General features: G+C 62.8%; 8 protein-coding genes. 5 read left to right on the forward strand and 3 right to left on the reverse strand.

All coding sequences use genetic code 11. The features are described 5' to 3' along the window. The first annotated feature begins 230 nt into the window (after positions 1-230). From COC42_RS12170 to COC42_RS12180, 3 genes are all read left to right on the forward strand, one after another. A complete protein-coding gene (locus COC42_RS12170) occupies positions 231-1,151 on the forward strand; it encodes a DUF2493 domain-containing protein (protein WP_096344178.1) in 921 nt (306 codons plus the stop codon). Between the two features lie 184 nt (positions 1,152-1,335). Continuing rightward, on the forward strand, positions 1,336-1,542 hold the full coding sequence (locus COC42_RS12175) for a sigma factor-like helix-turn-helix DNA-binding protein (protein WP_176484669.1): 207 nt from the start codon (positions 1,336-1,338) through the stop codon (positions 1,540-1,542). A 31-nt stretch (positions 1,543-1,573) separates the two neighbouring features. After that, positions 1,574-2,479, forward strand: a complete 906-nt coding sequence (locus COC42_RS12180) for a HEPN domain-containing protein (protein ID WP_096344179.1) — start codon at positions 1,574-1,576, stop codon at positions 2,477-2,479. Between the two features lie 390 nt (positions 2,480-2,869). Here COC42_RS12180 and COC42_RS12185 read toward each other — a convergent pair whose 3' ends face one another. From COC42_RS12185 to COC42_RS12195, 3 genes are all read right to left on the reverse strand, one after another. Next, positions 2,870-4,327, reverse strand: a complete 1,458-nt coding sequence (locus COC42_RS12185; RefSeq protein WP_096343589.1) for a YecA family protein — start codon at positions 4,325-4,327, stop codon at positions 2,870-2,872. Positions 4,328-4,521: 194 nt separating this feature from the next. Then, positions 4,522-5,691, reverse strand: coding sequence for a hypothetical protein (locus tag COC42_RS12190; RefSeq protein ID WP_096343590.1), 1,170 nt, complete (start codon positions 5,689-5,691; stop codon positions 4,522-4,524). 137 nt (positions 5,692-5,828) lie between these two features. Further along, on the reverse strand, positions 5,829-6,683 hold the full coding sequence (locus COC42_RS12195) for a hypothetical protein (RefSeq protein WP_096343591.1): 855 nt from the start codon (positions 6,681-6,683) through the stop codon (positions 5,829-5,831). Between the two features lie 398 nt (positions 6,684-7,081). Between COC42_RS12195 and COC42_RS12200 the strand changes: the two genes are divergently transcribed. Both COC42_RS12200 and COC42_RS12205 read left to right on the forward strand, forming a co-directional pair. Then, the gene (locus COC42_RS12200) at positions 7,082-8,818 is read left to right on the forward strand and encodes an SLC13 family permease (RefSeq protein ID WP_245844085.1); all 1,737 of its coding nucleotides are present in this window, start codon (positions 7,082-7,084) and stop codon (positions 8,816-8,818) included. 339 nt (positions 8,819-9,157) lie between these two features. Continuing rightward, positions 9,158-13,456: an Ig-like domain-containing protein gene (locus COC42_RS12205; RefSeq protein WP_096343592.1), complete on the forward strand. Its 4,299-nt coding sequence runs from the start codon at positions 9,158-9,160 to the stop codon at positions 13,454-13,456. Positions 13,457-13,649 lie beyond the last annotated feature (193 nt).

Raw genomic sequence — 13,649 nt, forward strand, 5'->3', positions numbered from 1 at the left:
GGGTCGGCAAGCGGTGCGGGCGCGCAACGGCTTCGCCAGGCTATTTTCCGCCGCGGGCGTGTGCCCGCTTTGCATCGCGAGGCAAAATAGCCGGCGTCGCCGTCCTCCGCTTGCGCTTCGGCCTTCCCGGCTGCGCCGGCCGCTCCGCTGGAGGTGCGCGCCCGCGCCGCCCGCCGCCTCGTGTCGCCGGAAGGCCGCGAGGGCGCGGCAAGCAGATGGGAGACAAGGCCATGACCGACGACAATCGCGAGGAGCCGAAGGGCTCGCAATTTTCAGAGCTTCTACAGGAGCTCGAACTGTTCGGGCGCAGGCCATTCGACGATGAGCTTGATCCCCGCCCTTTGCCCGAGGGCCGGCTGGTGGAGGGCGCCGCCGCCGACAGCTTCGATGCGATGATCGCTTGTCTCGGCGACACCCGCCTCGAGCCCGACCTGGAGGATCTGCTCTGGGGCTTCACCAATGTCTTCCACCGTGCGGTCGAGCGGATCGAACGCGATCTCGACGGCAACGAACTCGGCCAGCGCCGGCTGCAGCGCGAGCAGGACGGCTCGGAGGTCAAGTCGGTCGAGCTGGAAACGGCGATCGCCGAAGGCCGCACCATGATCGAACGGCGCGACGCTATGGAGGCGTTCCGCGAAGCCTTTGCCGAGCAGTTCCGCCATCATCTCCGCAAGCCCTGGCTGCCGCGCAACGGATCGATGCTCAACCGCCGCGCGGTGACTGCGGCGGTGATCGAGAGCCGCGAGTTCGTCAACGACCGGCGTCATGCCGACGCGAAGCTGCTCGTGCCGCCTGGCGAGCGCATCTACCTGAGCGGCGGTGCCGACTATCCCGACCATCGCAAGGTCTGGCAGCTGCTTGACAAGATCCATGGCCGCCATCCGCAGATGGTGCTGCTGCACGGCGCTTCGCGAACCGGTGCCGAGCACATCTCAGCCCTTTGGGCACGCGAGCGCAAGGTGCCGCAGGTGCCGTGTCCACCCGATTTCTCGAAACACAGCCGTGGATCTGCGCCGTTCAAGCGCAACGATCAGGTGATCGGCCTGATGCCCCGCGGTATCATCATCTTCCCCGGCGGCGGCATCCAGGACAATCTGTTCGACAAGGCACGCAGCGCCGGTATCCCGGTCATCGATCACCGGCGGGAATGATCGCCGCCTTCAACCCGGCCGAAGCCGGGCGTTCCGTCCTGGGCCCGCGCCGGCGCGGCGCAACCTGGGCCTTCGGCGCCAGGTCCGCCACTTCGTTGCGGCCCGCCGGGTGCGCCCCGCCTCCTGTCGCGGTCCCGCGCCGTCTCTCCCCCGGCTTCGGTCGGCATGCGACAGGAGAATGATCATGAACCGCGAACTTCGCAGATTGCGCAATGCCCTCGACGCCATGCCCGATCCCGAGCGTCAGGTGTTCGATCGCGCACGTTACCGCGACCTCGACTATTTCCAGATCGCGGCCGAACTCGGCATCACCGTCGCCGAGGTCGAGCGGCGCCTAGGGTCCGCCATGGCTCATCTCATAGAGTTTCGCGACGTCCCGAGGGAACATTGAGGAAACGGCCAGCCACAGCTAGGAAATGATCATGCGCGTCGATCTCGACCATCTTCCCGAAGTCCAGCAGGCCGAGCTCGCGCGCGTGCGCGACACGCTGATGGCGGAGTTCGCGCAGGCGATCTCGACCAGCACCCAGCCTTGGAAGAAGAACGGCAAAATCCTCAAGATCATCCTGTTCGGCAGCTATGCGCGCAACGACTGGGTCGATGAGCCGGAAAACGGATATCAGTCCGACTTCGACCTGCTCGTGATCGTCAGCCACGAGGACCTGACCGATGTCGCCGCCTACTGGTATATCGCGGAGGACAAGATCCTCCACGATCCCACGGTCCAGCGGCCGGTCAACATCATCGTCCACACCCTCGACGAGGTGAACAAGGCGCTCCAGCGCGGCGAGTATTTCTGGGTCGATATCGTTCGGGACGGGGTGGTCTTGTACGAGCTGCCGCAGCATGCGCTGGCGGCGCCGAAGCCGCTGACGCCTGCGGCTGCGCTGGCGATGGCGCTGGGATACTTTGATCGATGGGTCCCGAGCGTTGATGCCTTCATTCGAGGCGCGAACTACGCCAAAAACGACGGTGATCTGAACAAGGCTGCGTTCGACCTCCACCAAGCAACGGAACGACTTTACATATGCTTCTTGCTCGTGCGCACGCTATATTTTCCAAGGTCGCACAACATCAAATTTCTGCGATCGCTCTCGGAGGATAAGGACCCGCGGCTCGTCGATGCATGGCCGCGTACTTCCAGAATTGATCGCCGTCGCTTCGAGTTGCTCAAGCGCGCTTACGTCGAGGCGCGTTACTCGCCGAGTTACGAGATCAGCGTCGAGGACCTTGATGCCTTGACGGTGGCGGTCAGGCAACTCCGAGACATCGTGGAAGCACTGAGTCTGGAGCAGCTGGAAATGCTCCGGTCAGAAGCCGGCGCTTGAGCGAACTCAGTTTGAAGAGTGCTGGCGTTTCGCGCCTGCAGCGCGACCGCGCTCTATGCCGCTGCGCGGCACCGAGCCCCTCAGGATCTCGGCCGCCAAGGGCGGTGACGACCACGAACGCGGCAAGGTCCGCTTTGCGCCCCAACATCAGTCATTCAGCCAACCGCGAGAATATCTCAGAAGCGGACGTTGCCAAACCTCTGCGCTTAGGAGCTTTATGCGCGCTTCGGGCTCGATTACATGCCTGCGCGGCCAAATGTGTCAGCATTCCTGCGAGCCCGCCAGCTGGCGAGGAGGGCAAGTGCTTCACGCGGGAGGGGGGGGATGGATCGGCTGCGCCGCGGCGATCGCTCGCCTAGCCCCCGTTACACTCCCCGCGGTCCGTAAGCTCTATCGGCCGCAGCACTTTTTGTACTTCAAGCCAGAGCCACAGACGCAGAGTTCGTTTCTTCCTACTTTGGCGCGTACTCCGGGTTTCACAGTCGCCCTCGGAAACTCGGAGATTGTGCGTTTGGTCGCCTGCATCTGCGGTGTCCGAAAAAACCTCAGCTCCTCGTTTGCAGCCTCGTAGTATGCCCGTCGCTCTGCGTTCCAGTCGTCAAATTCCATAAGAAGCAAATCTTCGGAATTTGTTTTGCCTGCGAATTTCGGCGCGTCAGTCGCAATGCCGATCACTCTCTTAATAGCCGGCATTCTGAGCTTAGCGGCGCCACACGCGATCTCAAGCATGCCGGAACGTACCTCCCGATAGGCCTCTGAATTTCGAAGATCATCTGACGCTTTGAGCTGGAGGAATACGTACACCGTGCCTTCGTAGAATGAGGGCATCAGCGAGACGTTCCTAACCAGCGGCTCGTCAGATTCCGGGAAGTTTCTTATCGACTTCAGCATGAAGTCCGAAAGGCCGCGCCGAGAAAAACGCGGCTCCATAGCCATGAAATGCAAGGCGCTCTTGCCGTGGAAAGGCTGGCTGTTCCCGCCGAGCACACCGTTGAGGGCGTTGTTGGAGGTGATCTGTAGCAAGCGATCCCAGAAATACGAAGTTTGGTTGGCTGCTCTCCGCCGGGCATACGGCTCACTGCGTTCGAAATTGAACCACTCGCCCTCACCGATATGAACCGTATCGAACGCGTCGTGCGTGCCGATCATGTGACGGTTTTTCGTCTCGTCAAAATTGAGAAAGTAGTGGGCGATGACATCCTCTTCCCCGCAGTATGAAAGGGCGTGACGCCGTATCGCATCCAGTTTGGCATCCAGATACGCAGTGAAATCGAAAATCGTATCGAGCTCGTTCAGGGCGATTTCCAAATTCTCTGTATCGAGAATGTGGACGGGGTGTTCCCGATCAATCTGCACGAAAAACGGGTGATCGAACCGTTCGTCTTTCTTGTCGTAGGAGATCGCCAAGCTACCCAACACGTTTGCCGGAGAGGCTCGTTTGCAAGCCTCTTTCACGCCATGTGCGACAACGATCTTGTGACACCGCATCTGGCTAAGATCGATCGGGATAGGGAACCGCTGGTTCTTCTGAGGATCCAGATAGATCGATCGCCCTGAGCGAATGTATCTCTCTGCACCATGGGCGGTGGCAACCTGCTTCTCGATGACTTCCTTGCGCCAGCGCTTCCAGGCTAGATCAACGTCTTCGGGATTTTGGTCAAATCTCCTATTTTCTCGGTCGAAGAAAATCAGAACGTCATTCTGAAAGACGACGAGTAGGTCGCAGAGTTCTTTTCCGTCTTCGCGGCACGGATTGGGATAACTCCAAAGGCGCAAAAAGGTGCGGTCGCACAATTCCGCCAGTAGGCGCTCGGTGGGCGACACTCCTTGAGATTTTAAGATGGCCATCGCGGATCATATCACGGCTTAAGCCTCACGTTCCAATGATTACGGCATACGTGTCAGCAACGGAACCAATCTTATTGCTGACTGGTGCCCCGCGCGACGGAGCTGCGTTAAAGCAGGCGTGACGGCTGCAAGTCGATCCCTTGCGCCATTGCATTCAACAAGTTTTACCGCAATTGTTACGCGGAAGGACAGCTTCAGGAAGCGAATGACTTGAAGAAGAAGCCATCCATGGACTTCTCCGTCACCGGTCGGAAGGGATTGTTCTTCGACAGCCTGTCCTCGAGTTCAGGATCCGACTGCCAGGGAAATTCGAGCAAGCCCCAATCGATTTGGACGAACTCACCATCCCTCGAAATCTGGATGCCCACCGCTTTGGATGTGTGCGCCAGATACTTCGCAGCCTGCGTCAAATTGCTCAGGCCTGTGGTGCGCACGCGCACCCCCTCTGATCCGGTTGAGGGCAGTTCCGGGGCAAGAGGCGCGATCATGAAGGTACAATCATTCTCAGGGAAGGTCAGCCTGAACGGACGAGCGAAATTCTTCGCTGCGGTGGCCTCCAGGGACTTTGTTACCCGCAATTTGACCTCGCGCCAGACAGAACGCGGCGATCGAGCGAACTCTCGCAGGATTTTGTAATAGTCGTACGGCGCATCCGCTCGTTCGATATGACTGTGGAGAGTGCCGAGCAGGCCCGAGAGATCGAAGCTCTCGGTATCTTGCACCAACCGCTCAAGAATTTCGTGCGAGCCCGGTGTCGGCATTGCTTCCTCATTGAGGAAGGCCCCGATGATATCCGACTCCTCAACCGAGACGCCCGCTTCGCGAAGCCGCGGCGTCACCTCCTCACGATACTCAAAATAACGCGCGATATCCTCTGGTACCCTCAAGGTTTCGAGAATGCCCGAATAGTCGTTCACGGGGAGGAGGTGGATGAAGCTTCCGGTGCTCTTGCTGATGTGATAATGCATCCGCCAGCAATCTTCCGGCAGCGCAGGGGCGGGAAGGAAAACGACTATCTTCGTGATAGTTCGCAGATGTGCACGTTCGATCTCGAACGAATGGCCATGCTCATTGGTAATTCGAATCCTCGGATTCTCGTCGAGATACCGTTGCGAATCGCGAATCTGGCTCGTAGCCTTCTTGATGATCTTTTTCTCGAACCAGTTTCGCTCGGCTATTGGATCGGAAGTCGGATTATCGCGCTGCTTCAGCTGCAGGATATAGGCCCGGTCGCCGAACCACACTAGATTGTCCGCCAGCTCAAGCTCCTTGTCCGGTGTCGGGGAGAACTTGTTGCGGGCGAATGTGAATTCCCGCCAGAATGCGAGACTGTTCAGCTGGGCGATATGTTCTTCAAGGGTCACAGGAGCGACTGTAGTCGCCCGGGCCCACGAACCGGAAGAGGCTAGTCCCATGTCGGGAAATGCAACGACCCCGTCCGAACGAGGGTTCCGTGACGCCTGTGGACGTCCGAAGGCCCAAGTCCTCGTCCGCGGGACCTTCAATATTCGGTTTTGGCGTAGGCGGGGATAGTGAAGCGCTGCACATAGGGCACGGAGCGCGAGCGGTTCATTGCATCCCAGTACATGTTGCGGGCTACGGGCGCCTCGATCGCGGGCGGCACGTGATAGCCATATCTTGGATAGAGTTCTGTCCAGTCCTCCTTGCGATGCCAGGAGCGCCCGAATTCGGGCTGGAGATACCAGTATATCTCCCAGCGGATATTGTTGAGCAGCTCGGCGATATGGCTGGCATGATAGGGGAAGATGCCGGTCGCGAACCATTCGTTGAAACTGGGGATCGCGAGATAGCCCTGATCCTCCGTGATCGGATTGCCGGCGGCGGCCAACAGCTCGCGCACGCGCTTCACATTCGCCTCCAGCCTCGCCAGGTTGTGCTTCGCGATGTCCCCGCAAATCTTGATGTATTGCAGCCGGCTCACCCTGACGTCGCAGACCACATCGATGTCGCTGAGATTGACCCCTTCGGTCACGAACTCGTGCTCGAGCCAGATCGCGAACGCCTCGACCGCCGCGCGCAAACCCGATACATCAAGGCCAAGGATTGGATTGTTGCAAACCTGCCGGAGGTGAAACAGGAATGTCCTATTCGAGGCCGTGGTATTGCTCGGCGGCTCCTGCAGGCCGAGCGGGATCGGCCGGCCGCTGAAACCGCGTGTCTGCGACAGGAAATCCGCGAGCAGGATCAGGTAAAGCTGACAGTGCTGGCCGCTCGGAAACCATAGGTTGGAGAGCTCGGATCGGTCGGTCTTCTCGAAGATGGCCCAATTGACCATCCCGTCAATCATCTCCCAGGCGCTGTTGAGGATGACCGCTTCGCGTTCCGTGTCGTTCATGGCAGCTCCCTGGTTCGAACGAGAGGGCAGGATATCCGAATCTCAGCCTTCAAGTATCCAGCGCAGATACCCGCACCGGCGCATAGCTTTGATGTTGTGGCCAATGCGAGATGAGGGGGCCCGCCCCCAATTAGAAGTCGGCAGCTCAATGGCTAGATGATGAATGTCGGCTATGCCGGCCGCGGAACCTGGAAGCCGACAGACCGGTCTCGGCCCACTTCCGGTCGTTCAGTGCATCACCTGAATGATCGACCGCTTTCGGTACGCCTTCAACCGGCGAGGGACGACTGAAAGTGGGTCAATGGACATGCGCGCGATCTGAGGCATTTGTGCCCTTGATGCTGACGCTCCCCCAGATGCTCTCGATCGCTACCCTACTCGGGATGATGGGGCTCTTTATGTGGGGGCGGTTTCGCTACGACGTGACCGCGATCATTGCGCTGCTGGCAGCGCTGGGGCTGGGCATCGTCAAGCCTGCGGATGCGTTCAAGGGCTTCTCCGACGACATCGTCATCATTGTGGGGTCTGCGCTCGTCATTTCGGGTGCGGTTCAGCGGTCGGGGGTGATCGAGCGGGCGCTTCGGCGGCTCGCCCGGCGCGTCACGCGGGTAAGGAGCCAGCTTCTCGTCCTCACTGCCTCGGTCGGGTTCGCGAGCGCGATCGTCAAAAATATCGGTGCGTTGGCGATGCTGATGCCCGGAGCGTTCCAGATGGCGAAGAAGAACGACGCCAGCCCCTCGGTCTTCCTGATGCCGATGTCGTTCGCGGCGCTGCTCGGCGGATTGATGACGCTGGTCGGCACGTCGCCCAACATCATCGTCAGCCGATCGCGCGAGCAGATGACGGGGGCGCCGTTTGGCATGTTCGACTATACCCCGGTCGGCCTCGGGTTGTTCGTCATCGGCCTGATCTACCTGCGTTTCGCCTATCGGCTGCTCCCGCGCGGCCGGCGGGCGGCGCCGACGATGGGGGAGGCACTCGACGTTACCGGCTATGTGACCGAGGTCGTCCTGCCCGCCGAATCGCCCGCGGTGGGTGAGACGGTGCGTGAATTCCTGGACCGGCACGAGGGCGAGGTCTCGATCACCCGTATCTTGCGCGCCGGCATCCGCAGCTTTCCCGAGCCTGGTACCCAACTGCACGAGGGCGACACGCTGATCCTCGGCGGCGAACCCGATGCGCTCGAGCGTGTGATCGCGGGCGATCGCTTGGCCTATGAAGGCGAAGCACGCGACATGACGCGCGAGCGAAACGAAGGCGAGGGGGCCAGCGCCGGCGGCGAGATTGGCGTGATCGAGGCGGTCGTCAATTTCGGCTCGCGGCTCGAGGGGCAGACCGCGGGAGGGCTGGACCTTCAGCGCATCTATGGCGTGAATCTGATTGCGATGTCGCGGCGCGGCGAGCGATTGTCCCGGCGGCTTGCCAACATCGTCCTGCGCGCGGGCGACGTGATCGTCCTGCAGGGACCGTTAGAGGCGATGCCCGAGCGGCTGCGCGAACTCGGCTGCCTGCCGCTCGCCGAGCGCGACCTGCGGCTGGGATCGAAGCGTGCTCGGTGGTTGCCGATCTCGATCCTGGCGGGCGCGATGTTCCTGACCGCGATGGGGTGGGTCCCGGTGGCGGTCGCCTTCTTCGCCGCCGCCGGCCTGGTCATCGCGACGGGCGCGATCACCCCGCGCGAGGCGTATGACCATGTCGAATGGCCGATCCTCGTCATGCTTGGCGCGCTGATCCCGGTGTCGGACTCGCTGCGCACGACCGGCGCGTCGGACGTGATCGCGACGCAGCTGGCCGGCGTCGCGGCGGCGCTGCCGCCATGGGGCGCGGTGGCGCTCATTCTTGCCGCAGCGATGGCGGTGACGCCGTTTCTCAACAACGCCGCCACCGTCCTGGTGATGGCGCCGATCGCGGCGCAGTTTGCCGGTGACCTGGGCTATCGGCCCGAGGCGTTCCTGATGGCGACGGCGGTAGGAGCGGGCTGCGACTTCCTCACGCCGATCGGCCATCAGTGCAACACGCTGGTGCTGGGGCCGGGCGGCTACCGCTTTGGCGATTATGCGCGGCTGGGCGCCCCATTGTCGCTGCTGGTGCTTGTATTCGGCACACCGCTGATCCTGTTGTTCTGGCCGATCTGATGACCGGGGAACGCCGTCCGGGCTACCGGATCGACCCTAGCCTGCGTCGTCGACGGCGATGAACGAGCGTCCGATTACGGGCGGCGTAAAGGAAGCAATGGACGTCCGCATCTGGGTCAAAGCGGCAGAAAGCGGCCGGGCCCGACATGCCCAAACCAGAACGCTCGCGCGGGCGGTTTCGCTTACCGGACACAATTACTTCTTCAACCTTTAGCCGGCCAGTCGACAGCAAGCAGACCTCGTTTCGACGCTGCAGGTAAGAACCGTCACTTGCTCGTCATTTTCAATCCATAGGCGATCGCCGAACGACGCGCATCGCGTCAGGGGAGGTCGCGCTTCATGGGTCGTCAATATCATTCGCTCGCCACCAGCAATTTTGAGCAGGACTGGTCGAATACCGGCCTGTTATCCGCGGGCGACGCCTGGGATGCGGTTGCGAGCATTGTCGGTTATCGCGGTGACGATCTCGACCTTGATGATCCCCGGCAGGTGACCGGGACAAGCACGGTGGTCGACGTCAACGTCAACCTCACCAATCCCGATACCTATACGACGGGCGGCGTGGCCGAGTTCGAGCTGGCCGATGCGGTGGTTGCGCTTCAGGGGTCGGGCACCGCGGATGCGCCATATCTGGCCGTCTATCTCGACGCGACGGGGCGGCAGGACATCGTGTTCTCGACGAGGCTGCGCGACATCGACGGGGCAACCAGCGCGGTCCAGCAGATCGCGGTGCAGTACCGCATTGGCGACACCGGCGACTGGCTGAACGTCGAGGACGGCTATGTCGCCAATGCCAATGTTGGCCGCGACACGCTGCTGAGCGTCACGCTTCCCGCTGCCGCGAACGGCCAGGCCGAGTTGCAGGTTCGCGTCATCACCGTCGATGCGCCTGGTAGCGACGCCTTCATCGGCATCGACGACATCAGCGTGACCAGCCAGCCGCTGGCACCGCCCCCCGCCGCCGGCATCCTGTCGATCGCCGATGCGAGCGTGATCGAGGGCGACGCGGACACCGCGACGCTTGCCTTCACCGTGGCGCGCGCCGGGGGCAGCGCGGGTGCGGTGTCGGCGACCTGGACCGTCACGCTCGGCACCGCGAGCGCCGATGACCTTGTCTCGCAGCCGCTGACGGGGACCGTCACCTTTCCCGATGGTGCGACCAGTGCAGTGATCGAGATCGCCGTTGCAGGCGACGTCCGTTTCGAGTCCGACGAAACGATCGATATCGCGCTCACGGCGCCCACCGGCGGCGCGACGATCGCCGATGGTGATGCGATTGGAACGATCGCCAACGACGACGTCGCGGTTCCCGCCGGCCCTGCCAATGTGTTCATCAACGAGATTCATTATGACGACGCCGGCACCGATGCCGGCGAGGCGGTCGAGATCGCGGGGGCGGCAGGCACGGACCTCACGGGTTGGTCGCTGGTGCTCTACAACGGCAATGGCGGCACGAGCTATGCGACTTACGCGCTGACCGGCACGATCGCTGATCAGGCCAACGGCTATGGCACCGTCTCGGTCGCGACGCCGGGCATCCAGAACGGCTCGCCCGACGGCATCGCGCTCGTCGATGCCACGGGCCGCGTGGTGCAGTTCCTCTCCTATGAAGGGCCGCTCACTGCCACCAACGGCGCGGCCGCGGGCATGACCGCGACCGATATCGGCGTCTCTGAAGAGGGCGTGCCCGACGGCACGTCGCTCCAGCTCAAAGGCACCGGCGCGGGCTACGAGGACTTCACCTGGGCACCGGCGAGCGACGACAGCTTCGGCGCGATCAATGAAGGCCAGCGCTTCATCGGTTCCGGCGCGACGGGGCAGATCTCGATCCGCGACGCGCAGGTGGGCGAGGGCGATGCCGGTACCGCCGCGTTGAGTTTCACCGTCCGCCGCGCAGGTGGTACGGCCACTGCCGCGAGCGTCGACTATCAGGTCGTGCTGGGAGATAGCGCGGACGCCGCCGACTTCGCGCCCGGGACCGTGCTGACGGGGACGATCAGCTTTGCCGTCGGCCAGTCGAATGCGACCATCACGCTGCCGGTCGCTGGCGACACGCTGGGCGAGGGTAACGAGACGCTGCGCGTCATCCTCTCAAACCCTGTCGGCAACATTGACATTGTGGATGGCGAGGCGATCGGTACGATCGTCAATGACGATCTCGTCACGCTTTCGATCGGCGCGATCCAGGGCGCGGGCCATAACTCTGCGTTTGTCGATCAGACGGTCCACACGGCCGGCATCGTCACGGCGGTCGACTCGAACGGCTATTACATCCAGGACACGGGCGACGGCAACGCTGCGACCTCGGACGGCATCTTCGTCTTCACAGGCGGCGCGCCGACCGTCCGCGTCGGCGACGCGCTCGATCTCACCGGCGCGGTCAGCGAGTTCCTGCCGGGCGCCACCGGCCTGTCGATCACGCAGCTGTCGGACGTGATCGCGACGGTCACCTCGAGCGGCAATGCGCTGCCCGGGGCGGTGCGGATCGGCGAGGGCGGTCTGACGCCTCCGACCGAGGTGATCGAGGATGACGGCTTCACCAGCTTCGACCCCGCCACCGACGGGCTCGACTTCTACGAGGCGCTGGAGGGGATGCGCGTCACGATCGATGCGCCACGCGTGGTCGGCGCGACGAACTCGTTCGGTGAGACCTGGGTCGTCGCCTCGGACGGCATCGCCGCGACCGGCCTGAACGACCGCAGTGGCATGACGATCTCGGCCGGCGACTATAACCCAGAGCGCATCCAGATCGACGACGATGCCGCGGTGTTCGGCGGCTTCGCGCCCGATCATTCGCAGGGCGATCGGCTGGGCGACGTGACCGGCATCGTCAACTATGCCTTCAACAGCTACGAAGTCATCGTGACCGAGGCGGTGTCGGTAGTCGAGGATGCGCCAGCGCCCATCAAGGAGGTGGCCGACTTTCAGGGTGATGCCGATCACCTGACGATTGCGACCTTCAACGTCGAGAATCTCGACCCCTCGGACACGAGCTTCAGCCTGCTCGCACAGAACATAGTCTACAGCCTGCGAGCACCGGACATCATCGGGGTGCAGGAGATCCAGGATGCCGACGGCGCGGGCAACGGCACCGACCTGTCGGGAACGCTGACCGCCCAGACGCTGATCGCGGCGATCGAGGCGGCGGGTGGACCGTCCTATGCCTATGTCGAGGTCGCACCAACGGTCGCGGGCACGACCGGCGGCGAGCCGGGTGGCAATATCCGCAACGGTTATTTCTATCGCACCGACCGCGTCGACTATGTCGAGGGCAGCGCCCGCCTGATCGAGGGCAGTCCCTATGAGGGCTCGCGCAAGCCGCTCGTCGCAGACTTCAGCTTCAACGGCGAGACGGTGACCGCGATCAACGTCCACTTCACCTCGCGCGGCGGCAGCGAGCCGCTGTTCGGCGCCAGCCAGCCCCCCGCCAATGCGGGCGAGGCCGCGCGCGAGGCGCAGGCAGCCGGCGTGCTGACTTATGTCAACGAAGCGCTGGCGGGCGATCCCGATGCCAAACTCGCCGTACTCGGCGACTTCAACGGCTTCTATTTCGAAGAAGCGCAGCAGCAACTGACACGGGACGGCGTGCTTACCAACCTGGCGACCCTGCTGCCCGAGGAAGAGCGTTACAGCTATCTGTTCGAGGGCAATTTCCAGCTTTTGGACAATATCCTCGTCACGGGCGGACTGCTCGGCGGCGCGCGGTATGATGCGGTCCACATCAATGCGGGCCAATCTGGGCAGACCAGCGATCATGATCCGCAGGTCGCGCTGCTCCACATCGCCCGGCCCAACGAGGCGCCGATTGCAGCCGATGACGCAGTCGCCGTCAACGAGGATGCTGCGACCGACGATCTCGTCCCGACATTGCTCGGCAATGACCGTGACGAGGGCGCGCTGACGATCGTCGGGATCGACACGTCAGCGACGCAAGGCAGCGTCCTGTTCGATGCGGCGACGCAGAGCCTGCGCTACGTCGCCGATGCCGATGCGTTCGACGGGCTGGCGAACGGTGCCAAGGCAACCGACCGCTTCACCTATACCGTGCGCGACGCGGGCGGGCTGGAGAGCACGGCCAGCGTGACGGTGACGGTGACGGCAATCGACGACAGCCGTGTGCGGATCGGCTCGATCTTCAACGACAAGCTGACCGGCACGGGCGGCGAGGACACGATTTACGGCCTGATCGGCAACGACATGATCCACGGCCTCGACGGCCGGGACATGCTTTGGGGCGGGATCGGCAACGACCTGCTTGACGGCGGCAACGGCAGCGATCGGCTGGCCGGCGGGCTCGGCAACGACACGCTGCGGGGCGGTGCGGGCGACGACTATCTGGCGGGCGGTCTCGGCCGTGATACGTTGACCGGCGGCGATGGCATCGACCGCTTCGCCTTCGGCATCCTGTCGGGCAGCGATACGATCACGGACTATGAGGTCGGGACAGATATCATCCGGCTCGAAACGGGCGCCGCGGTCGTACGGCACGAAGTCCGCGACTTTGACCGTGACGGCGAGCTCGACCTCAAGCTTGTGTTCGCGCTGGGCGGCGACGTGACGCTGCTGGGCGTCGACAATATCGGGATGATGACGTTCGAGCGCGGCGAAAGCCTGCTCCCGATTGAGACGATCCTCTGAAAAGCGGGGCGGCGACCCGCGATTGCGGGTCGCCGCCCAATGCAAGCTTTTTGGGCAATACACCTGTTTAACGGACGTCCGTTGTTGGGCAGCCGCTGAGCAGGCGCTAATGTCTGTAGGCGAGTCGTTTCGGCCATCTGCGGGAGCGCTGGCAATCCATCCGGATCGCGGTAAGTTCGCCTGGACACCTGGA

Origin of the sequence: Sphingomonas spermidinifaciens (genome assembly GCF_002351485.1) — a bacterium.
GTDB classification, from domain to species: domain Bacteria; phylum Pseudomonadota; class Alphaproteobacteria; order Sphingomonadales; family Sphingomonadaceae; genus Sphingomonas; species Sphingomonas spermidinifaciens.

What these genes read in the sequence shown, in the direction of transcription:
- COC42_RS12200 (WP_245844085.1), top strand. Translation starts at nt 7,082, where the DNA reads ATGTGGGGGCGGTTTCGCTACGACGTGACCGCGATCATTGCGCTGCTG.
- COC42_RS12185 (WP_096343589.1), bottom strand. Translation starts at nt 4,327, where the DNA reads ATGGCCATCTTAAAATCTCAAGGAGTGTCGCCCACCGAGCGCCTACTG.
- COC42_RS12205 (WP_096343592.1), top strand. Translation starts at nt 9,158, where the DNA reads ATGGGTCGTCAATATCATTCGCTCGCCACCAGCAATTTTGAGCAGGAC.
- COC42_RS12175 (WP_176484669.1), top strand. Translation starts at nt 1,336, where the DNA reads ATGAACCGCGAACTTCGCAGATTGCGCAATGCCCTCGACGCCATGCCC.
- COC42_RS12180 (WP_096344179.1), top strand. Translation starts at nt 1,574, where the DNA reads ATGCGCGTCGATCTCGACCATCTTCCCGAAGTCCAGCAGGCCGAGCTC.
- COC42_RS12195 (WP_096343591.1), bottom strand. Translation starts at nt 6,683, where the DNA reads ATGAACGACACGGAACGCGAAGCGGTCATCCTCAACAGCGCCTGGGAG.
- COC42_RS12170 (WP_096344178.1), top strand. Translation starts at nt 231, where the DNA reads ATGACCGACGACAATCGCGAGGAGCCGAAGGGCTCGCAATTTTCAGAG.